The sequence below is a fragment of the Staphylococcus sp. HMSC034G07 genome, assembly GCF_001835975.1.
GTDB lineage: Bacteria > Bacillota > Bacilli > Staphylococcales > Staphylococcaceae > Staphylococcus > Staphylococcus ureilyticus.
Genome location: NZ_KV826593.1, coordinates 303,368 through 325,116, shown reverse-complemented (window position 1 = coordinate 325,116; position 21,749 = coordinate 303,368). Strand labels below are relative to the sequence as shown.

The 21,749-nt window shown below is 32.3% G+C and carries 17 protein-coding genes and 1 pseudogene; 12 read left to right on the top strand and 6 right to left on the bottom strand.

Annotated elements, in window-relative coordinates:
* The first annotated feature begins 117 nt into the window (after nucleotides 1-117).
* On the top strand, nucleotides 118-915 hold the full coding sequence (locus HMPREF2586_RS02820; protein WP_019470049.1) for a MurR/RpiR family transcriptional regulator: 798 nt from the start codon (nucleotides 118-120) through the stop codon (nucleotides 913-915).
* A gap of 358 nt (nucleotides 916-1,273) precedes the next feature.
* Here the strand turns inward: HMPREF2586_RS02820 and HMPREF2586_RS02815 are convergent.
* Nucleotides 1,274-2,145: pseudogene (locus HMPREF2586_RS02815) on the bottom strand (ROK family protein).
* Between the two features lie 225 nt (nucleotides 2,146-2,370).
* Between HMPREF2586_RS02815 and HMPREF2586_RS02810 the strand changes: the two are divergent.
* From HMPREF2586_RS02810 to HMPREF2586_RS02795, 4 genes are all read left to right on the top strand, one after another.
* Nucleotides 2,371-3,252: an N-acetylneuraminate lyase gene (locus HMPREF2586_RS02810; RefSeq protein ID WP_046206773.1), complete on the top strand. Its 882-nt coding sequence runs from the start codon at nucleotides 2,371-2,373 to the stop codon at nucleotides 3,250-3,252.
* 25 nt (nucleotides 3,253-3,277) lie between these two features.
* Complete coding sequence (locus HMPREF2586_RS02805; RefSeq protein WP_070657981.1) at nucleotides 3,278-4,822, top strand: sodium:solute symporter family protein; 1,545 nt, start codon at nucleotides 3,278-3,280, stop codon at nucleotides 4,820-4,822.
* 274 nt (nucleotides 4,823-5,096) lie between these two features.
* The gene (locus tag HMPREF2586_RS02800) at nucleotides 5,097-5,894 is read left to right on the top strand and encodes a Cof-type HAD-IIB family hydrolase (protein WP_070657980.1); all 798 of its coding nucleotides are present in this window, start codon (nucleotides 5,097-5,099) and stop codon (nucleotides 5,892-5,894) included.
* A 118-nt stretch (nucleotides 5,895-6,012) separates the two neighbouring features.
* Nucleotides 6,013-6,672, top strand: a complete 660-nt coding sequence (locus HMPREF2586_RS02795; protein WP_064209271.1) for an NAD(P)H-dependent oxidoreductase — start codon at nucleotides 6,013-6,015, stop codon at nucleotides 6,670-6,672.
* 181 nt (nucleotides 6,673-6,853) lie between these two features.
* Here HMPREF2586_RS02795 and HMPREF2586_RS02790 read toward each other — a convergent pair whose 3' ends face one another.
* Nucleotides 6,854-7,663 (bottom strand): VOC family protein, encoded by an 810-nt coding sequence (locus HMPREF2586_RS02790; RefSeq protein ID WP_070657979.1) that lies wholly within the window; start codon nucleotides 7,661-7,663, stop codon nucleotides 6,854-6,856.
* 186 nt (nucleotides 7,664-7,849) lie between these two features.
* Between HMPREF2586_RS02790 and HMPREF2586_RS02785 the strand changes: the two genes are divergently transcribed.
* Together HMPREF2586_RS02785 and HMPREF2586_RS02780 are read left to right on the top strand one after the other, a co-directional pair.
* Nucleotides 7,850-9,631, top strand: a complete 1,782-nt coding sequence (locus HMPREF2586_RS02785) for an ABC transporter ATP-binding protein (RefSeq protein ID WP_070658101.1) — start codon at nucleotides 7,850-7,852, stop codon at nucleotides 9,629-9,631.
* On the top strand, nucleotides 9,624-11,387 hold the full coding sequence (locus tag HMPREF2586_RS02780; RefSeq protein ID WP_070657978.1) for an ABC transporter ATP-binding protein: 1,764 nt from the start codon (nucleotides 9,624-9,626) through the stop codon (nucleotides 11,385-11,387). Before HMPREF2586_RS02785 ends, HMPREF2586_RS02780 begins: the two co-directional genes overlap by 8 nt.
* 310 nt (nucleotides 11,388-11,697) lie before the next feature.
* On the opposite strand, the gene HMPREF2586_RS02775 is transcribed toward HMPREF2586_RS02780, so the two are convergent.
* Nucleotides 11,698-11,976: a GNAT family N-acetyltransferase gene (locus HMPREF2586_RS02775; RefSeq protein WP_019470056.1), complete on the bottom strand. Its 279-nt coding sequence runs from the start codon at nucleotides 11,974-11,976 to the stop codon at nucleotides 11,698-11,700.
* A 198-nt stretch (nucleotides 11,977-12,174) separates the two neighbouring features.
* Between HMPREF2586_RS02775 and HMPREF2586_RS02770 the strand changes: the two genes are divergently transcribed.
* Nucleotides 12,175-13,146, top strand: a complete 972-nt coding sequence (locus HMPREF2586_RS02770; protein ID WP_070657977.1) for a metal ABC transporter solute-binding protein, Zn/Mn family — start codon at nucleotides 12,175-12,177, stop codon at nucleotides 13,144-13,146.
* A gap of 139 nt (nucleotides 13,147-13,285) precedes the next feature.
* Here HMPREF2586_RS02770 and aldA read toward each other — a convergent pair whose 3' ends face one another.
* Nucleotides 13,286-14,710, bottom strand: a complete 1,425-nt coding sequence (gene aldA / locus HMPREF2586_RS02765; protein WP_046206780.1) for an aldehyde dehydrogenase — start codon at nucleotides 14,708-14,710, stop codon at nucleotides 13,286-13,288.
* A 192-nt stretch (nucleotides 14,711-14,902) separates the two neighbouring features.
* Between aldA and HMPREF2586_RS02760 the strand changes: the two genes are divergently transcribed.
* The 4 genes from HMPREF2586_RS02760 (at nucleotide 14,903) to HMPREF2586_RS02745 (ending at nucleotide 17,951) form a co-directional block, all read left to right on the top strand.
* Nucleotides 14,903-15,340 carry a MarR family winged helix-turn-helix transcriptional regulator gene (locus tag HMPREF2586_RS02760; RefSeq protein WP_046206973.1) on the top strand — a complete coding sequence of 146 codons (438 nt, stop codon included), beginning with the start codon at nucleotides 14,903-14,905 and terminating at the stop codon, nucleotides 15,338-15,340.
* Nucleotides 15,341-15,407: 67 nt separating this feature from the next.
* Nucleotides 15,408-16,370 (top strand): ring-cleaving dioxygenase MhqE, encoded by a 963-nt coding sequence (locus tag HMPREF2586_RS02755; RefSeq protein WP_070657976.1) that lies wholly within the window; start codon nucleotides 15,408-15,410, stop codon nucleotides 16,368-16,370.
* Nucleotides 16,371-16,422: 52 nt separating this feature from the next.
* Nucleotides 16,423-17,328, top strand: a complete 906-nt coding sequence (locus tag HMPREF2586_RS02750; RefSeq protein WP_070657975.1) for a VOC family protein — start codon at nucleotides 16,423-16,425, stop codon at nucleotides 17,326-17,328.
* 26 nt (nucleotides 17,329-17,354) lie between these two features.
* Nucleotides 17,355-17,951, top strand: a complete 597-nt coding sequence (locus HMPREF2586_RS02745) for a methylhydroquinone degradation carboxylesterase MhqD (protein ID WP_070812623.1) — start codon at nucleotides 17,355-17,357, stop codon at nucleotides 17,949-17,951.
* Nucleotides 17,952-18,073: 122 nt separating this feature from the next.
* Here the strand turns inward: HMPREF2586_RS02745 and HMPREF2586_RS02740 are convergent, their stop codons facing one another.
* Both HMPREF2586_RS02740 and HMPREF2586_RS02735 read right to left on the bottom strand, forming a co-directional pair.
* Nucleotides 18,074-19,135 carry a YkvI family membrane protein gene (locus HMPREF2586_RS02740; RefSeq protein WP_070657973.1) on the bottom strand — a complete coding sequence of 354 codons (1,062 nt, stop codon included), beginning with the start codon at nucleotides 19,133-19,135 and terminating at the stop codon, nucleotides 18,074-18,076.
* 404 nt (nucleotides 19,136-19,539) lie between these two features.
* Entirely contained in the window at nucleotides 19,540-21,492 is a 1,953-nt protein-coding gene (locus HMPREF2586_RS02735) for a fructose-bisphosphatase class III (protein ID WP_040029774.1), read from the bottom strand.
* Nucleotides 21,493-21,749: the final 257 nt, after the last annotated feature.

Here is a 21,749-nt window from a genome sequence, read left to right as displayed (position 1 = left end):
CTAATAGATTCATATTTTTAATATAACACCAAGAAAATAATAATCAATATATTTCATTGTTATGAAAAACATTTTCATTTATACTATAGCTATGATTGGGATGGGAGGATAGATAATATGAAATTTGAAAATCGCGTGCAACGTTACCATCATTTATTTACTAAAACAGATAAACAAATCGTAGCGTATATTCAAAACAATGACTTTGACGACACATTTTCAACAATTAATTCATTAGCATATGCGATTGGTACTTCGCCTGCAACGATTACAAGATTTAGTAATAAATTAGATTATGAGAACTTTCAAGATTTGAAATTTAATTTACAGCAAGAAATGTCGGAAAGAGTAATAGAAAATAGTCCTTTAATTCAACGTATTCATAAATATCATCAAAATATTATTCAGCAAACAGGAGAATTTATTTCTGATGAAAAAATTCAAAGTTTTGTTAACCAAATTATTCGAAGTAGACAAATCATTTATGCAGGTCTTGGTAGTTCTGGATTATCAGCTACAGAATTTTACTATCGTATGATGAGAATGGGTTTGAAAGGGAATGTGTCTACAGATGCTCATCAAATGAAAATATTTGCTTCTTTGTTATCAGCATCAGATACATTTGTTGCGATTTCAAATAGTGGTGAAACTACAGAGCTTATAGCTGCAGCCAAAGTAGCACATGAACGTGGGGCTTATGTCGTAGTTATAACGAATTATGAAGGAAGTCCAATTACTGAGTGTGCAGATTTAGTGCTCATAACAACTGATCAATCTAGAAATAAAGACACACAATTTATTAATACTCAAATCGCAACATTGTTTTTAATAGATATTGTCAGTTACTTATTATTAGATGATACATATATGCATAATGTATATCAACATACGAAAAAAGTAGTGTTAAATGAATAGAGTCATTGTGAACGTAAACACGTAAATAAATGTTACGAGGTTCGTTAGGCATATAAGTATCCTTGATTAAAACAAAAGCGCCAAATTCTATTGTGATTATATAGAATTTGGCGCTTTTGTAGTCCATGGACATTAATATGGTGGATATATTTCAAAGTATGAAGAAACAAGTAAGTACTGTGCTCGCTTAATTGTGTTTATTTATGACCGCTTTCTTCGTGTGCAACAGTAAATACCTGCATAAACGAAAAATTGGCTTAATATCAATATTTCTTTGATAGTAGGATTTTTGATGATTTTGGTACATAAAGGACGTAATTTTCATGGCTATAACAGCATAACGTCGTCAATAGCTGTTTTAAAATTTAGAGACTGCGCCATAAAGTGCAGCATGATTCTGTGTACGCGTTGTTTGTATATGAGCATGACCGTATTGCTCAGGTAAGTAATGTTCGACTTTAGGTACGATGTATTTTAATAAATTTTGTCCTTGTGAAGAAACACCGCCACCGATCAGAATTAAACCGGGATCATAAATAATCTGTATTTGAGCGATACCTTCTGCGATTGAATCACTCCATTGATTGAGTATTGATAATGCAAGATTATCTTGTTGATCTGCGAGTTCAAATAATTTTGGTACATTGTCTTGATAAATAAATCCTTTTTCTAACATGAGTGTTTTTAAGGCAGTTGTTGAGGCACGTTGTTCAAATGTTTTGTTTGTTTGTCTATCAAAAAGTAAATAACCAATTTCATTAGCACGATTTCGTTCCCCGTTGTATAGTTGGGAATATTTATTATAAAAAGCGCCCCCAATTCCTGTACCCAGTGTTAAGCAAAAAATATTTTGTGCGCTGTAATCATGGAAAACCAATTCCCCTAACAAAGCTGCATTGACATCGTTAAATACGTTCACCTGAGCATTTAATGGTTTAAGCAAACACTTGAGTCAGTATCTACGTAATTGGGTATGGTTGGACCAGCGTATTCAACTATGCCACGGCGTTCGTCTATAACGCCTGCGCTAGAAATGCCGACATAAAGTGGGGATATTTGATAAGATTTTTGAAACGTCATTACAATGTTATAAATTTTATCCTTAATAAATGAATCTATGTTGTTAGGGGTGGGTGTTTTGATATATTCTATAAAATTTAATGATTGATCAACTACAGCTGCTTTAATTTCTGTCCCTCCAATATCAATAGCAATCTTATATGGATGCATATACAAATCCTCCTTAATTTTTAAAAGAAAATCGATATTGAAAAAAATTTTCACTTATATTGTTTCGAAATGATGTATTTTTTCAAAATTCTATTGCCACACTCTATGATAGCGTTTACAATTTGAACTGTAAATAGAATAAATAAAAGATATTTTTTAAAGCATTATACAGTTATATAAATGATTTTGAATAATAACTTAAATATATAGATGGAGGGTTATACGATGGAAGAGAATTTAAAAGGTTTATATGCAGCATTATTAGTACCATTTGATGAAGATGGTCAGGTTAAAGAGAAAGGATTGGCGCAAATTGCTCAAAATGCCATTGAAACTGAAGGCTTAGATGGACTTTATGTTAACGGTAGTTCAGGTGAAAACTTCTTATTAAATAAAGAACAAAAGAAACAAGTTTTTAAAGTTGCGAAAGAGGCGGTTAATGAAAATGTAAAATTGATTGCTCAAGTTGGGTCGTTAGATTTAAACGAAGCAATAGAGTTAGGTAAATATGCAACTGAATTAGGATATGATGCGATTTCAGCAGTTACACCGTTCTATTATCCATTTTCATTTGAAGAAATCAAAGATTACTATTTTGAATTAATTGAAGCGACACAAAATAATTTAATTATTTATGCAATTCCAGACTTAACTGGCGTTAACATTTCTATAGAACAATTTGGTGAATTATTTAACCATAAAAAAGTGGTTGGCGTAAAATATACAGCTCCTAACTTTTTCCTATTAGAACGTATTCGAAAAGCGTATCCAGATAAATTAATACTTTCAGGTTTTGATGAAATGTTAGTGCAAGCAGCTATTTCTGGTGTGGATGGCGCAATTGGATCTACTTATAACGTGAATGGTAGACGCGCAAGACAAATTTTTGAAAAAGCTAAAAGCGGTCAAATTGATGAAGCATATCAAATTCAGCATGATACTAACGACATAATTGAAAATGTGTTGTCTATGGGCATTTATTCTACATTAAAAGAAATTTTAGCGACACGTGGTATTGACGGAGGTTTACCGAAACGCCCATTTAAACCATTCAATGAAAATAACAGAGCTAAATTAGAAACATTAATTAACAAATACGATTTGTAGGTTACCGTATAAGGGGATGAATTAAATGGAACAAGTTGGTTTTGGTACATGGAACTGGGTAGCAGTAGTTATTTACCTTTTAGTTATGCTTTTAGTCGGAGCATATTTTACCAAACGCGCAAGCCAAAGTACAGATAGTTTCTTTACGGCTAGTGGTCGTTTACCTTCATGGGCAGTAGGTTTCTCTATCTATGCAACGACTTTGAGTGCGATTACTTTTATGTCTACGCCAGAAAAAGCATTTTTAACAGACTGGTCATATATTGCAGGTAATATTGCGATTGTAGCAATTATTCCTTTACTTATTTACTTTTATGTACCATTTTTTAAAAAATTAAAAGTGACGTCTGCGTATGAATATTTAGAGGCACGTTTTGGACCTAGTATTCGTGTTATTGGTTCATTACTATTTGTATTATTCCATATTGGGAGAGTAGCTATTGTCATTTATTTACCTACGTTAGCGATTACATCTGTGTCAGATATGAACCCGTATGTTGTGGCAAGTTTGGTTGGTATATTATGTATTCTTTATACATTTCTTGGAGGTTTCGAAGGTGTAGTATGGAGTGATTTCATTCAAGGTGTCATTCTATTAGGTGGGGCAGCAGCAATTATTATTTTAGGTGTCGTCCACATTCAAGGGGGAATGAGCACCGTTGTCAGTGATGCACTGGAACATAATAAAATCATTAGTGCTGATAACTGGAAATTTAATACTGCCGCAGCAGCAATTCCCATCATATTTTTAGGAAACATTTTTAATAACTTGCATCAATACACAGCAAGTCAAGATGTGGTACAACGTTATCAAGCATCAGATTCTATATCAGAAACTAAAAAGTCTTTATGGACCAACGGATTATTAGCTTTAATATCAGCGCCCTTATTCTATGGTATGGGAACAATGATGTACTCATTTTATAGTCATGAAAGTGCATTGCCTAAAGATTTTAATACTTCATCTGTAGTACCATACTTTATACTTACTGAAATGCCACCATTTGTTGCTGGATTATTGATAGCGGCCATATTTGCAGCGGCACAATCAACCATTTCTTCAAGTTTAAATTCAATTTCAGCTTGTATTTCTGTTGATATTAAGCACAGATTCTTCGGCAAGAAAAATGAAAAAAGCGAAGTAGGATTTGCGAGATGGATGATTATTCTTTCAGGTTTATTTGGATTCGGCATGTCTATATATCTAATTGCAGCAGATTCTAATGATCTTTGGGATCTTTTCTTGTTAATTACTGGATTAGTGGGTGTGCCATTGGCTGGTGTGTTTGCGGTTGGTATATTCACACGGCGTACGAATACATTCGGTGTGCTGATGGGATTAATTTTTGGAATTATTTTTGCTTATATCTTTAATGGTATGGGTGGCGGCAATTCACCATTTTATGTATCAATTATTTCGTTTATAGTAGCCTTTGTTTTCTCTTATATCATAAGTATTATTGTGCCAGGCAAACAAAAAGACATTACTGGTTTAACCATCTATGATATTAAAGAAAAATCTAATTATGTCTCTATAGTCCGTATGAAAGAAGACGATCAAAAAGTCTAAAGCTTTATGTAGTTAGGTATAATAAATGATGCGTTGAATAGTTATAAAACGATTTACTTCTGTTTATCTCAAAATATTTTTGAGAAAATGAATAAGCTATTAAAGGCAGGTAGAATGAAGCATATTGTGTATATGCGTTCTATTCTGCCTCTTTTTTTAATCTTTGAAAACCATGTTATTTACAGCATAAAATATGTGATTCATTTTAATTCCTCGAAAATTATGGATATAATGAATTACAGATATAAGCAGAGTATTCGAGGGGATGAAAAGTATGATAAAAGCAATCGCAATAGATATGGATGGTACATTTTTGGATTCAAAAAAACAATATGATCAAGAAAGGTTTAATCGTATCTTTCAACAATTAAAAAATGAAAATATTAAATTTATAGCAGCAAGTGGTAATCAATACGCAAAATTAAAATCTATTTTTGGAGATAAAGCTATGTTTTTTGTTGCGGAAAACGGTGCGGTTATTTATGAAGACAATACGTTGTATGATTATCAAGCGTTTGAAAAAGATGTTTTCCATAATATTGTTAATTACTTAAACATCACGCGTGGTATCAATGAAATAATTGTTTGTGGCGTAAAAAGTGCTTACATATTAAAGAATAATGCACAATCATTTAAAAAAGATGCACATTTTTATTATCGACAATTAAAAGAAATAGCATCTTTGCAAAATTTACCAGAAGATGCATATGTAAAAATAGCCTTAAATATAGATAGAACAACACATCCAACACTTGATGAAGATTTGTCAAATCGCTTTTCACAAGATTTATCACTTGTATCGAGTGGTCGAGATAGTATCGATATCATTCTACCTGGTATGACCAAAGGCAATGCGTTAGCAAGATTATTAAAAAAATGGGGACTAACGGAAGATGAACTCATGGCTTTTGGAGATGCAAATAATGATTTAGATATGCTGCAATTAGCAACACATAGTTATGTAATGGAAAATTGTGAAGATGAAACCTTATTCGAAATTGCAAAGTATGTAGCACCGTCAAATGATAAACAAGGTGTTTTATCAATTATTGAAGATAAAGTACTAAAATGAAAAATTAATATTTAAAATTTTGGCAGTATTACGCTTAAACATATTACTTTCATCCGTCTAACAACCTATTCTATACTAAAAAATATAAGCTACAAATGGAAAGGAAGGCAAACAAGAAATGAATGATATGCAACAGACAATTATAAATGCGTTTAATTTTAGACATGCAACAAAAAGGTTTGATTCAGATAAAAAGATAAGTGAAAGTGAATTTAACACAATCTTAGAAGCGGGTAGATTGTCTCCAAGTTCTCTAGGATTAGAACCGTGGAAATTTATCGTAGTACAAAATTCTGAAATTAGAAATAAGTTAAAAGAAATAAGTTGGGGTGCAAAAGGGCAGTTAGAGACAGCAAGCCACTTTGTAATTTTATTAGCGCGAAAAAACGTAACTTCTAAATCACCATTTGTACAACATATGATTCGAGACATTAAACAATATAGCGAAGACAGTATACCTGCTACAGAAGAAAAATTTGATAATTTCCAAACAAGTTTCCATATTAATGATAGTGCGCAGACATTGTTGGAGTGGGCTAAAAAACAAACATATATTGCACTAGGTAATATGATGACGAGTGCAGCATTATTAAATATTGATTCTTGCCCTATGGAAGGATTTGATTTAGATGCTGTTACGCAATTTTTAAGTGATGAAGGTTTGATGGATGAAGCGCATTTTGCACCATCTGTAATGGTTGCATTTGGTTATAGAGAAAACGCAGCAAAAGAAAAAGTACGTCAACCTCAATCACATGTAGTAGAGTGGGTTGAATAATAAGCGTTACGAGGACTCAAATATTTAAAATTCATAAAAAAGAAAGCCAATTCATTCATACAATGTATTGAATTATAAACGTCAATTTCTGTTGTCATTACAGAAATTGACGTTTTCTTTGTTTTATGAACTTTAAAAGTGAGTTGGATTATTATACTGATGGCGTGTGATGTCAATGTTTTTAAGTTTTATCAGCAATTAATGACATATTATTGTGTAATCTAATACTTAAACCATCTATAAAAAAAGTTTCTTCAGTATCGATACTTGGTTTATAAATATCGATATGGGCTAATCCATAGCTTGTATCATTTTCAACTCTAGGTAAGCGTGATTGCCAAGTATTTACTGCAATATGGTGATGATAATATTTAGATGACATAAATAGAGCTTGCGGGAAGTTAGAAATATGCTGGAGACCTAGTTGCTCAATGTAAAAATGTTGAGCGATGGTTAAGTCGGATGTTTTCAAATGCAAATGTCCAGTCTTCGCATTATTTGGCATTTCATCCCAGCCCATCTTTGTTCTTTGATTAAGTAAATCATTCGTATCTACTTGTAACGTATCCATTTTCACTTTATCATTTTCCCACAACCATACAGACTTAGGTCTGTCATAATAAACTTCAATGCCATTACCTTCTGGATCATTAAGGTATAAAGCTTCACTTACTAGATGATCTCCACCACCAACCGGAATGTTTGATTGCGAAATATGAAATAAGAAATTAGCTAAGTCTTTGCGGTCGGGCAGTAGAAATGCTACGTGAAATAGTCCTGCTTCACTTAAAGTAGGCTGACGTCCCTCTGGTATTTCACATAACGTAATTGTATGGCCGCTCAAACCTACTTGCAAAACTGCAGAAGTATCATTTGTTGATACCACTTTAAGTCCTAAAATATGTGAATAAAAATTCAACATCGTTTGTAAATTTTTAATGTTTAAGGTGATATTTGTTACTTGAATTGCTGATTTATCGTGAAAAGTCATCGCCTTGCTCCTTTATATTCGGTTATGAGTTATAGATACAAATTAATATAAAAAGTATACCAAGTCAATTTAAGTGTCTCATGACGTAGAATTACATAAAGTTTAATATCACTTCTATATTTACATTTAACAACATATGGTAATATGTGAACATGGACAATTTGGAGGATGGAGTGGGGTGAGCGTATGCAAGTTTTTTGGAAATTGGGATGGTTTTTCAAACAACATAAAGGCAGTTATCTTATTGGATTGAGTACATTATTTTTAATTGCTTTAATTGAAATTTTACCTCCACAGATTATAGGTAAGACTATTGACGATATGGTGGGAAACAAATTAACGCCTAAACTATTAATGATTTATCTTTTGGTATTAGTATTGGTAGCAATTTTAACTTATGTATTAAGGTATATATGGAGATTATCAATATTTGGAACTAGTCAAAAGTTGGGGCAAATATTAAGAACATATTTATATAAAAAGTATACAGTTATGAGTGCTATCTTTTATCAAAATCGAAGAACTGGTGATTTAATGGCACATGCAACTAATGATATAAGAGCAGTGCAAAATGCCGCGGGGGCTGGAATATTGATGATTGCAGATTCTTTGATAACTGGTGGAACAGTGGTGATTACAATGGCTGTAACAGTAAGCTGGAAATTAACATTGATTGCAATGATACCACTACCTTTTATGGTATTGTTAACAAATTTTTATGGATCGTTACTTAGTAAAGGATTTAAAAAAGCACAAGCAGCGTTTAGTAGATTGAACGATAAGACTCAAGAAAGTGTTGCTGGTATCAAAGTAACTAAGACATTCGGTTATGAAGCGAGTGACCAACAAGATTTTAAAGATTTAAGTGATGATGTAGTTGATAAAAATTTAAAAGTTTCGAAAATTGATGCATTATTTGATCCTACAATCACATTAGTGATAGGAATGAGTTACTTTTTATCAATCGTATTTGGTGCAAAATTGGTTTTTAATAATACAATCACACTTGGTCAACTGATTACGTTCACGACATATTTAGGGATGCTCGTTTGGCCATTACTAGCACTAGGACTATTTTTTAATATCGTTCAAAGGGCAAAGGCATCATATGAACGAATTGAAGAAATAGAAAATACCCCTAATGATATAGATACAGATTATAAACTTAACACTAGACCCTTTGGAAATATTGAGTTTAATATTAAGGAATTTAATTTCCCGGGTGATTCGAAAGAAGGTATCTATAATGTACATTTTGAAGTTAGGGAGGGTACTACTGTGGGCATCGTTGGAAGAACTGGTTCAGGGAAAAGTACGCTGATTAGATTGCTACTTAGAGAGTATGATACAAAAGAAACGCATGAAATCACATATGGTGAGCATCCTATTCGAGATTATAATGTACAGCTTTTGAGAAATCAGTTTGGATATGTACCACAGGAACACTTTTTATTTTCAACTTCAATTCGTAATAATATTGCATTTAGTAATGAAAAAATAGGTGATAACCAAATATTTGCAGCAAGTCAAGCAAGTGATATTCATGAAGATATATTATCTTTTCCTGATCAATATCAAACAGTGGTAGGTGAAAGAGGCGTATCATTGTCAGGAGGACAAAAACAAAGAATATCCATTGCGAGAGCGCTATTAATAGACCCAGAGGTATTAATACTTGATGATTCCCTTTCTGCAGTAGATGCCAAAACCGAAGAAGTGATACTAAGCAATTTAAAAAAACTAAGAAAAGGAAAAACTAATATTATTACTGCGCATCGGATGAGTGCTGTGAAACAAGCGGATGAAATTATTGTTATGGATAAAGGAACGATTGTGGAAAAGGGCACACATTCTACTTTGATGAATCAAAAAGGATGGTATTACGAAACATATCGAGCTCAAGCTTTACAACAAAAGCTCACGCGTAATTTAGATGACTTAACGAAAGGGGACGATACCAATGGCTGAGAAAGTTAATTTAACTGCAAAAGATCAAGCTCAGGCTTTGATTAGGTTATTTAAGTATACGACCCCTTATAAAGGAACTATTGCTTTAGCATTTTTAACGTTAACAATATCAACGATTGCAAGTATGTTGACGCCTTACTTAGTGAAAGTATTTATTGATGATTATCTTACGCCACGCGTTTTTCCCCAACAAGCAATGATATGGCTGATGATTATCTTTATTAGTATTCAAATAATAGGTGCAGTAACAATGTATTTAAGCCAATATCTTTTTCAATATCTTGCTTTTAAAGTGATCCAACAATTAAGAATTGACGCTTTTAATAAATTAGGTAAATTGGGAATGAAATATTTTGATAAGGTATCAGGTGGTAGTATAGTCTCTAGGTTAACGAATGACACTGAGACAATTGTTGATATGATTATAGGCGTATTTTCAACATTTCTTATAGCCTTTTTTATGATGATTTCTAGTTATATAATGATGTTTATTTTAGAGATGAGATTGGCTTTAATATCTTTAATATTTTTACCAGTTATTATATTTATTCTTGCGAGTTATCGTAAATACTCAGCTGTTTTATTTGCAAAATCTAGACAAAAATTGTCCGATTTAAATACAAAATTAGCAGAGTCTATAGAAGGCATGAAGATAATACAGGCGTTTAACCAAGAAAAAAGATTAAACAGTGAATTCAATCGTATTAATGATGAACATTATCAATATATGTTAAAAACTGTGAAACTTGATAGTTTATTATTGAGACCTGCAATAAGTTCTCTAGCTATTTTTGCGGTAGTTATGATTTTGGGATATTTTGGTATCATTAGCTTTACGACAGGTATTACGGCTGGCGTTGTATTTGCATTTGTTCAATATATGGAACGGTTTTTTGAACCAATTAATCAAGTGAGTCAAAATTTAAATATTTTGCAACAAGCTTTAGTTTCAGCGAGTAGGGTATTTACTTTAATTGATGATGACACATACGAACCTGAACAACAACCTGTACCATCGTACACAATTGAAGAAGGAAAGATTGAATTTAGAGAAGTCAGTTTTAGCTATGACGGAAAGTCAGATGTATTAAAAAATATTAATTTTACCGTTAATCCTGGTGAAATGGTAGCTCTTGTTGGTCATACGGGTTCTGGGAAGAGTTCAATTATAAATTTGTTTATGCGTTTTTATGAATTTGAACGAGGGAGCATTAATGTGGATGGACATTCAATAAAAACAATCCCTAAACAAGAATTAAAACAGAAAATAGGGCTAGTGCTTCAAGACGCATTTATATTTTATGGTACGGTTGCATCAAATATTAAACTGTATCATCCAACGATGACATTTGAACAAGTAAAAGCTGCAGCAGAATTTGTACATGCGCATCATTTTATTGAAAAATTGTCAGGTCAGTATCAACATAGAGTGATTGAAAAAGGAAGCTCATTTTCAAGTGGCGAACGACAATTGATAGCATTTGCAAGAACAATTGCTACAAATCCTAAAATACTTATTTTAGATGAAGCGACAGCAAACATTGATTCTGAAACAGAGGAACAAATACAACAATCTTTGAATACAATGAGAAAGGGAAGAACCACTTTAGCCATTGCGCACAGACTTTCTACGATTCAGGATGCAGATAAAATACTTGTATTAAATCACGGAGAAATTGTAGAGCAAGGTACACATGAAACGCTGATTAAAAAAAATGGTATTTATTATAATATGTATGCATTACAAAATGGTTAAATTATCCATTTTTAAACAAAATCAATGAAGTATGGAAATTAACGTTATTACAAAATTTAAATGAAACTAAACAATCAAAAGCCAAAATAAAAGGGGTGCAGTCAAAGAACTATTGAGGTAGCTCTATATTTTATAATTATGGAAGTGCGTTCGTTATGTATTAGAATCGAATGTAGGTTTAAAGAATAAACAAAGCAAATGAGCCTGGGGGACTACTGATTCATCCCAGGCTCATTCAAAATGATGATTTAGTTTAAGATGTTTTATATCCAAATTTATTTTGGACTTTGAAAAGGTTGTAGACACCTAATTAATCTGCATATACATCTTGAAATTCTGGTTTTTTCTCAATAACTGACTTAGCAAAAGGGCATGTCGCGGAGACTTTTAAATTGTTATCACGTGCATAGTCAACTACTGATTTTACAAGTTGTGAACCTAAACCTTGACCACCAAGTTCATCTGGTACACCTGTATGGTCAATGATTATATGGTTGTCACCTTGAGATTGAAATGTAATCTCCGCTTGTGGATTATCTTCGTTATCGCCTACATAAAATTTATTTGTACCTTGTTTGATTTCCGCCATTCTAACACCTCCATGTTATTAACATCATATATATTTAATATCACATTTTGCCTTAAGTTAAACAAATTTTAAAATTAAGCATATATTTCAAACATTAATGATGTTAGTAAAAATTGAAGAATAATAAAAAACCATTGAAAAAATGTGAAAATAAGTTTATAGTTTTAACGGAATAATTTCGATTTGGAGGGGCGTTTTTTGAAAAAAATTATGTTACTTATTCTGACCTGTATATTTATCGTATTGTTAAGTGCATGCGGAAATATAAATTCTGAGAAAAAAGACGTCAGTTCGAACAATAGATTAAAAATATATACGACAGCCTTTGCATTCCAAAGTTTCACTAATCAGATTGGAGGCAAATATGTAGAAGTTGATTCGATTTATCCACCTGGTGCAGATATGCACTCTTTTGAACCGACACAAAAAGAAATGATTAATATCGCTAAAAGTGACTTGTTTATCTATTCGAATGAAGAAATGGATCCCGTTGCCAAGAAAATTGCAAGTTCAATTAAAAATAATAATTTGAAGTTACCTGTTGCTGCACACCTTGATCACCATGATTTAATTTCAAATCATGAAGCACATGACGATCATGACGAACATGAACATCATGAAACACATGAAAGCCATAATTATGGGGGGGAAGATCCACATGTATGGCTAGATCCGGTGTTAAATAAAAAATTTGCTAAGGTGATTAAAAATGATTTGATCGAGAAGGATCCTAAGCACAAAACGTATTACACGCGTAATTATAATCATTTGATAAAGGATATGAATGAAATTGATCATGAGATGAAGCGAATCACACAACATCCTAAACGTGATACAGCCATAATTTCTCATGACTCTATAGGTTATCTTGCAAATCGCTATCATTTTAAACAGCAAGGTGTTAGTGGCATGAATAATGAAGAACCTAGTCAACGTGAACTCATGAATATCGTTCAAAATATAAATAAAACTAAACAACCTTATGTATTATATGAACAAAATATAACATCTAAAGTTACAAATGTTATTCAAAAAGAATCTAATACAACCCCACTAAAATTTCATAATATGGCAACCTTATCAAAAGAAGATATAGAGGATAAGCAAATATCTTATCAATCTTTAATGAAAGAAAATATGAAGTCATTAAATAAAGCACTTAATGAGTAATTTTAATATAAAGATAAGAGGTTGAGACAAAAAATTTGTCCCAACCTCTTTTGATTTTGTGATAGAAAGTACCATCATCGTTTTTTAATATACATTTAGTCATTTCAACATGTTTTGTATTTTTCAATAATTAACATTTTTAATCATATCTGATGTAAGATACTGTTGTATTATAATATTCTTCAAGCCCACGAATACCATCAGCGCCTCCAATACCTGACTCTCTCCAACCAGCATGATATCCATTCACAACTTCTTCTGCTTCACAATTTGCATAAACCTCACCAAATTTAAGACGTTCAGTTGCTGTCATTACTTCTTTTAAATCTTCTGAAAATATATAAGATGATAAACCGGCATTTGTGTGATTGGCGTGTTCAATAGCTGCTGCAAAATCAGAATACTTAATTATAGGTAGTACAGGGCCGAAAATTTCTTCTTTAAAAGCTTCGTCGTCTGGATTAACTTGGTCTAAAATCGTTGGTTCATAAAAATAACCAGAACGATTTATGATGCTGCCACCTGTAATTAATTGAGCCCCATTTTGAATTGCCTTTTGAACTTTTTCATCTATGCTTGCTAATTGTTTTTGATTGATAATTGCACCGAAATCAGTTTGATCATCGAATGGATCGCCTACATTTAAAGTCTCCATTTTATCTTTTAGTTTGTTAATGAAAGTTTCGTGAATATCATGATGAACAAAGATGCGTTCAGGACAAGTACATACTTGTCCTGCGTTATTAATTCTAGCAGCCACAATGTAATCAACTGCCTTATTTAAATTGGCATTTGGTGTCACTATTACAGGCGCATTACCGCCAAGTTCAAGATTAACTTTTTTAACCGTTTGGGCACTTTTGGCATAAACGGACTTACCCGCGCGCATACTACCTGTGATTGATATTAATTGTATATCTGGATGTTCTGCTAATTGCGTACCTACTGTTTCTCCTTTACCAGGAACAATTTGAATAAGACCCGCAGGAATCGTTGATTGTCGGAACAATTCTGCAATTTTTAAAGTTACTAATGATGTTTCTTCACTAGGTTTTATTATTACAGAACAACCTGAGATTATAGCAGGAATGACCTTTCTCATTAATACCATGATGGGTGCATTCCATGGTACGATACCTGCTGTCACACCAATAGGTTTTTTAGTTAATTGTATCGTCTCATTTTCACGACTATTTTGAATCACTTCACCTTTGCTATTCATACTTTGACTTGTCATATAATCTATAAAGTGTATTGCCTTGTTTATTTCACCGATTGCTGAATTGAGTGTTTTACCTTGTTCTTGAACATATAATTTTGCAATTTTTTCTTTATGTTCTTCTAATAACGGAATTAGCATTTTTACATGGTCAGCACGTGTTGGTTGAGGGACCTTTTCCCATTCTAATTGTGCATGTTTAGATTTTTCCACAGCTGAATTTACTTCGTCTTTAGTCGCAAATGTAATTGTGTCTATGATTTCTTCTGTCGCAGGATTAATGACATTCATTGTGTCATTAGACTCACTTTCTACAAATTGGTTGTTTATAAATAATTTATTCATTACGACACCTCCACACTATGATATATACCACTTATTTGAGCAGAAGAAACGGTTTGAGAAATAATCATAAAACTTTGGTTTTGTTAAGTAATCGGATGTTAGTATATTTTTTATACTTAATGTGTTGACTTATGTTCAAAAGGGTATTATAATTTATCTCGAAATCGAAATAAATTGAAAGTTGGTGATGCAATGAATCGTACTAAAGAGTCATTGAATACCTTTATTGGTTTAAATCGAACCGTAGATCATTTAGAACAAATCGTCAGAAATGATATTCAACGTTATGGTTTGAATATAACGGAGTTTGCAGTTTTAGAGTTATTATATAATAAAGGTGATCAGCCGATACAACGTATTGGTGACAGAGTTTTAATTGCGAGTAGCAGTATCACTTATGTCGTTGATAAGTTAGAAGCAAAAGGATATGTAGTAAGAATTCGAAATATACAGGATAAGCGCGTAACGAATGCTTCAATTACAGAAGAAGGACATGCATTGATGAATGATATATTTCCAGAACATGCAGCTACGTTAGAATCAACTTTCTCAGTATTGTCAAACGAAGAATTAGCAACATTGCAACAAGCTTTAAAAAAATTAAGTGCTCAACCTATCAATAAGTCGTAGCACTTAAAAATTTTATTCAAAATTACTTCGAAATAGAGATAAATATAATGGAAAAAGGAGTTTTATTATGACAAACACTCAATTATTAGGAATACACCATGTAACAGCAATCACAGATGATGCTGAACGAAACTATAAATTTTTTACTGAAGTATTAGGAATGAGACTTGTGAAAAAGACTGTAAACCAAGATGATATATATACTTATCATACATTCTTTGCAGATGATGTTGGTTCTCCAGGTACAGATATGACATTTTTTGATTTTCCTAATGTTCCTCAAGGGTATTCTGGTACAAATTCAATTACACGTCCGTCATTTCGTGTGCCTGATGATGCAGCGTTAGCATATTATGAACAAAGATTTAATGAATATAATATTAAACATGAAGGCATTCAAACATTATTTGGTAAAAAGGTATTGCCTTTTGAAGAAGCAGATGGACAAAGTTATCAATTAATCTCAGATGAAAACAATAAAGGTGTGGCAGCTGGTCAACCATGGAAAGAAGGCCCAGTACCAACAGATAAAGCGATTTATGGTCTAGGTCCGATTGAAATAACTGTTAGTTATTTTGAAGACTTTAAAAAGATTTTAGAAGATATATTTGGTATGACAACAATTATAGAAGAAGAAAACGTTGCAGTATTAGAAGTAGGTGAAGGTGGTAATGGTGGCCAAGTCTTTTTAAGAAAAGATGCAACTGGACCAGAAGCAAGACAAGGTTATGGTGAAGTGCATCATGTTTCATTCAGATTAAAAGATCATGAGGCAATATCTAAATGGTTAGAAAAATATGAACAGTATGGTATTGGTAACTCAGGCTTAGTAGATAGATTTTATTTTGAAGCATTATATGCACGTATTGGTCATATTTTGATTGAAGTTTCTACAGATGGACCTGGATTTATGGGAGATGAACCATATGAAACATTGGGCGAAAGCCTTGCATTACCACCATTTTTAGAAGAAAAACGTGATTATATAGAATCAGAAGTGCGTCCATTTGATACAAGACGTTCACATTAAATTGTGAGATTGCTTAAATCTTAATATTAAAAAGTGAGAGGGTAGTTATTTTATGGAAGATATTAGTCATATTCATCATATTTCGGCGATTGTAGGTAATCCAGAAGAGAATATTCAATTTTATAGAGATATACTCAATTTAAAATTAATTAAGAAAACAGTGAATTTTGATGATCCTTCCACGTACCATCTATATTTTGCGAATGGCAATGTGGATAATGGAACAATATTGACATTTTTTAATTGGCCCAACAATTATAAAGGACGTATCGGTTCTGGTCAGGTTCAACGTATAGCATTTCGAGTGCCTAAAGAATCATTAGAAGATTGGGAAAAACATTTGCAATCACATGGGATAGAAACTGCGAGAACACAATTATTTAATAAAGCTACGGTCGAATTTTCAGATACACATGCGTTACCATTAGCACTTGTGGAAGCTGATGAAGCGCATACGTACGATAGTGGAGAAAATATTATAGGTTTTCATGGTGTTAGCATGCTATCAATTGAGCCATATCAAACAGTACGAACATTAAATGAGGATATGGGGTTAGAGCTAATAGATGAAAATAAGAGTCATATTCACCTTGAAACTAAAGGAGAATGGCGACACCATGTGATAGTTCAAAAAGAAGTTGCCGATGTGCGTGTACGATGGGGTGTTGGTGTCGTGCATCATATTGCCTGGTCAGTACCTAATGATGAGGAACACAAAGCTTGGCAAATGAAAATGAAAGACAAGGGCTATCATGTAACGGAAGTGAAAGATCGCAATTATTTTAATGCTATTTACATGAAAGAACGTGGTGGCATTATTTTTGAGTTTGCTACTGAAGGACCAGGATTTACGATAGATGAACGATTTGAAGACTTGGGTACACATCTTATGTTACCGCCACAATATGAGGAACAAAGAGAAGCATTATTGAAATTATTACCACCTATTCGAATATAAGTATATTAAAAAGGAGATGATAAATAATGGAACACATTTTTAAACAAGGTGATTTAAACGGTCCAACTTTTATTTTATTACATGGCACAGGTGGAGATGAACATGATCTTTTACCTTTAGCACAAGCATTAAATGCAAGTTATAATGTACTAAGTGTAAGAGGAGAAGTTTCGGAAAATGGTATGAATCGTTTCTTCAAGAGATATGGTGAAGGACAATATGATATTGAAGATTTGAAATATAGAACAAACAATTTAATACAATTTTTAAAAGAAGCGGCTAAAACGTATCATTTTGATTTGACCCAAGCTATACCAGTAGGCTTCTCTAATGGTTCTAATATTGCGATAAGCATGATGTTACACCCAGATATTTCATTTAACAAAGCACTACTTTACGCACCATTATATCCTTTAGAGTCAGTAAATGACAAAGATTTATCCAATTCTAAGGTATTATTATCAATGGGTGAAAATGACCCTATCGTTTCTGTTCAGGATAGTCAACATGTGATTGATATCTTTAATCAAGCTGGCGCAACAGTTAAACAAATATGGGTGAATAGTCACGAGTTGACACGTGAAGGCATTATTGCAGGCCAATCATTATTAGAAGATGAATAAATAACAATTTAATTAGAATAATGATATGTAAGTGCTGCGATAGCAAAATAAAAAACCTCTAGACCAACTCAATATTATGATTGAATGATGATAATATTGAAACTCTCGTCTAGAGGTTTTTGTTATGATGAATGTGATTTATAAAAGATACCTTTGATTAATATAGGAATTAACAAAATAAAACCAAAGAGTCCCATCAATGGAAATACTTTTCCAATTAACTCAATAAAACCGACAAACGTAGTAGCAAATGTAATAATTGCAATAATTATAATTAAAATATAATAATTTTGTTTATACGGTTCTGTGAAACGAGAGGCAAATGCATACATTAATCCCACAACTGTATTATAAATCACTAATACCATGATAATGGCCATAAAATGACCAATCACAGGTGAAATTTGTTTTGCCAATAATAGTGACGGTAACGCTACATTTGTTATTTTTGTAAATTCTGTGACCATACCAAGGTTTAACATTAATAATAAAAACGTTATGACCATGCCACCTAAAATACCACCTAAATATGTTGCCTTTTCAGATTTTATACGTCCCCCCATTACAGAAAGAAAACTAAACGCAGCTGCAACTTGCAAACTGCCATAATTAATTGCATCAAACCACCACCATTTATCTGTACGTGTGCCACTATTGGCATATTGCGACGCTGAATCAAAGTCAAAACTTCCAGTAGTGAAATAATAAATAGCAATTATTGATACAATAATAATTAAAAATGGTGTAACCATGCCTAAAACAGTGATTAAACGATTAAATTTTAAGCATAAAGTAGCCAAGATAATAATGACTAAAATCAAAGCGCTAATAGCATAAGGTATATCAAAATTTTCATGAATCGTTGAAACGCCACCAGCTGTCATTATCATAGCTAATGCAAGTAAAAACAGTGTTAAAATCATATCAAAAATTGTCGCAATTGTTCGAGGTAGGTAAAACTTTATGGGCTCAGTATGGCTGTGTGAACGCAATCGGTAGCCTGTATTTAATACAAATACACCAGCTATGGTAATGATAAATCCGGTGATAATAACGCCTAAAACACTAAATTTACCATTGCTAGTAAAAAATTGGAAAATTTCTTGGCCCGTCGCAAAGCCGGCACCCACAACAACACCTACAAACGCAAAAGCAACGATGATACTTTCTTTTAAACTAGACATATAATTGGAATCCTTTCTTGCCATACATATGGTAATCATACTTATTTAATAAACATCACAATGATTTATTTTATCTTAAACGAAACGAGAAATAAATCATAAAGTTCATATCATATATACATTTGTATTTTTTGAGAGAACGGAACAGCTCTAAGGTTGAGTAAACAAATTGAAAATATTCATAAAGGCAGAACCTAAAAAAACTAGGCTGCATACCCATGGAATTTAGGGATTAACAGCCTAGAAAATGGTGCTTTGATTAAGTTTACAATTTAAGAGAACGGCGTTTATAAATATTGTCGTTTTCTATATTTTTATGAAACAACGTAGCATTCGCCGCGTTGTTTTTTTGAACTTTTAGTCACTGAATACGGCATCATTTTATGAAGAAGTCATGGATAAAATTAGTTGACAAATCGGTCATGCATCAATACTTTTAACACATCAATTTTTTCTTGTATATCTTTACCAGTATTAGTATCACGTATTTTTTTACGTTTTAACTCTTTGTCTACCACGCGTCTTATAGAAAGCTCGTCAGCCCCATTGAGCAAGACATGTTTTTTAGAATTAAAGTGTTGGTGTGCTACAAGCTGCATTCCAAAAGAATTATAGAGTAAAGTATAGCCGGCAATACCAGTTGTAGATTGGTAGGCTTTTGAAAATCCACCGTCGATGACAATCATTTTACCATTTGCTTTGATTGGGTTTTCGCCGTCAATTTCTTTAACTGGTGTATGGCCATTGATTATATGTCCTTCTTCTGGATCTAAACCGAAATCTTTTAACATTTTTTTGCACATATTTACGTCTTCACGTAAATAATAATAAGGGTTTTTAGTTTCTTTATGTGCTGATTTATCATTAATAAAATAACGTTCAAATGTTGTCATTGCTCTTTTTCCAAATAAGGACGAATACTTACCTGTCCATAGATACCAAACGAGATCAGTTGCTAAATCATCATGTATGTCTTTATGGTCAAATGCCTCTCTTACAAAGTATTCGAAATGGTCAAGCAAATCTCTGCCATAGCATTTTTCACCATCAATAACCATAGATTCCATTTCTCCATTTTCATCCACAGGAATACAACCATGAATTAGCAGATTGCCATTATAAGGAAGGTAAAGTTTCCCTTTTTGCATTAAAAATGTCATGTGACGTTTTAATTTTTCAGATTGTTGCACTGATAATAATAATTTTTCTATTACTTCGTGTTCATCTTCAGTTAATGCGTTAGGGTTGCTTGGATCAATTGTTTGGAAACAAGTATGTTCTAAAGCATAAGTTTTACCATAAAGTGTGGCTGTATGATTTTCATAGTCGATGCTTTCCAACACTAATCGTTCTTCCATTTCAAAGTTAGGTCTACGCTTAATGATAGGTGCTTCTAGTTTAAATTGGATGATTGCGATTGCTTGGTGAATTTTAGTGATTTGTTCTATTTCGGATTGAGACAGTCCTTCAGCATTTTTAGGTTTGAAAGCAGGATTGTCACCTGAATAGTATTTTTCAGCAAGTGTTAATAATGGACGTAAATTAATACCATAAGCATCTTCAATAATGTCTAAGTTATCATAACGCGCACAAATTCTGAGTAAATTTGCTAAGCACACTTTAGAACCAGCATAGGCACCAATCCACAAGACATCATGATTTCCCCATTGTACATCAACAGAAGGATAGTCAATTAAGGTGTCCATGATTTTATCAGGTTCTGGACCACGATCATAAATATCACCTACAACGTGTAAATGGTTCACCACGAGATGTTGAATTGTAAAGGACAGACCGATAATCAGATCATCTGATTGTTCGAGTTCAATAATTTGATTCATTAGTGTCTGATAATATGAATGTTTATTATTATATTTATTACTTTTATATAACAACTCTTCTATTATAAAAATATAATTTTTAGGTAAAGTTTTGCGTAATTTTGTTCGTGTATATTTAGAAGAAGCATAAGTGACTAATTTGATAAGACGATTAATCGTTGTGATATACCATTCATCTAAGCGCTCTTTTGAGGTGAAACTATTTTTAATTAATTTTAATTTTTCTTCTGGATAATATACAAGTGCCGAAAATTCATTTATTTCTTGGCGTGTCAAAGTATCTTGAAATATATCACTGATTTTAGAACGAACATTTCCTGAACCATTTCTTAATACATGTTGAAATGCATGGAATTCTCCATGTAGGTCGCTGACGAAATGTTCCGTGCCTTTTGGAAGTTCTAAAATAGACTCAAGATTTATAATTTCAGTTGCTAATTCCTCTCTGTTATTAAATTGTTGAGATAATAAATCTAAATATTTTTCTTTTACACTTTTTTCTGTTGCATCATGCATTATTTATGTCACTCCAATTAGGTAGTTTTGTTACTCATTCTATTTAATAAAACGTTTCCATTGTATGTGTAATATTGTAGCATTAATTTTGGGGTGAGTGTCTAGTATTGATTACATTATTTATACTATCTTTTAATTAATGGAAATGGCTTCATTTTTTTGTCAAAAAAGCGGTAAAATTGTTAAAAATAACGATGTTACTCAAATAAACAAATTCTCATATAAATGTAAATATTGTAGGAAACATACATTTTTTT

What these genes read in the sequence shown, in the direction of transcription:
- HMPREF2586_RS02740 (WP_070657973.1), bottom strand. Translation starts at nt 19,135, where the DNA reads ATGTCTAGTTTAAAAGAAAGTATCATCGTTGCTTTTGCGTTTGTAGGT.
- HMPREF2586_RS02745 (WP_070812623.1), top strand. Translation starts at nt 17,355, where the DNA reads ATGGAACACATTTTTAAACAAGGTGATTTAAACGGTCCAACTTTTATT.
- HMPREF2586_RS02755 (WP_070657976.1), top strand. Translation starts at nt 15,408, where the DNA reads ATGACAAACACTCAATTATTAGGAATACACCATGTAACAGCAATCACA.
- HMPREF2586_RS02790 (WP_070657979.1), bottom strand. Translation starts at nt 7,663, where the DNA reads ATGACTTTTCACGATAAATCAGCAATTCAAGTAACAAATATCACCTTA.
- HMPREF2586_RS02785 (WP_070658101.1), top strand. Translation starts at nt 7,850, where the DNA reads ATGCAAGTTTTTTGGAAATTGGGATGGTTTTTCAAACAACATAAAGGC.
- HMPREF2586_RS02750 (WP_070657975.1), top strand. Translation starts at nt 16,423, where the DNA reads ATGGAAGATATTAGTCATATTCATCATATTTCGGCGATTGTAGGTAAT.
- HMPREF2586_RS02820 (WP_019470049.1), top strand. Translation starts at nt 118, where the DNA reads ATGAAATTTGAAAATCGCGTGCAACGTTACCATCATTTATTTACTAAA.
- HMPREF2586_RS02775 (WP_019470056.1), bottom strand. Translation starts at nt 11,976, where the DNA reads ATGGCGGAAATCAAACAAGGTACAAATAAATTTTATGTAGGCGATAAC.
- HMPREF2586_RS02760 (WP_046206973.1), top strand. Translation starts at nt 14,903, where the DNA reads ATGAATCGTACTAAAGAGTCATTGAATACCTTTATTGGTTTAAATCGA.
- HMPREF2586_RS02810 (WP_046206773.1), top strand. Translation starts at nt 2,371, where the DNA reads ATGGAAGAGAATTTAAAAGGTTTATATGCAGCATTATTAGTACCATTT.
- HMPREF2586_RS02800 (WP_070657980.1), top strand. Translation starts at nt 5,097, where the DNA reads ATGATAAAAGCAATCGCAATAGATATGGATGGTACATTTTTGGATTCA.
- HMPREF2586_RS02805 (WP_070657981.1), top strand. Translation starts at nt 3,278, where the DNA reads ATGGAACAAGTTGGTTTTGGTACATGGAACTGGGTAGCAGTAGTTATT.
- aldA (WP_046206780.1), bottom strand. Translation starts at nt 14,710, where the DNA reads ATGAATAAATTATTTATAAACAACCAATTTGTAGAAAGTGAGTCTAAT.
- HMPREF2586_RS02735 (WP_040029774.1), bottom strand. Translation starts at nt 21,492, where the DNA reads ATGCATGATGCAACAGAAAAAAGTGTAAAAGAAAAATATTTAGATTTA.
- HMPREF2586_RS02795 (WP_064209271.1), top strand. Translation starts at nt 6,013, where the DNA reads ATGAATGATATGCAACAGACAATTATAAATGCGTTTAATTTTAGACAT.
- HMPREF2586_RS02780 (WP_070657978.1), top strand. Translation starts at nt 9,624, where the DNA reads ATGGCTGAGAAAGTTAATTTAACTGCAAAAGATCAAGCTCAGGCTTTG.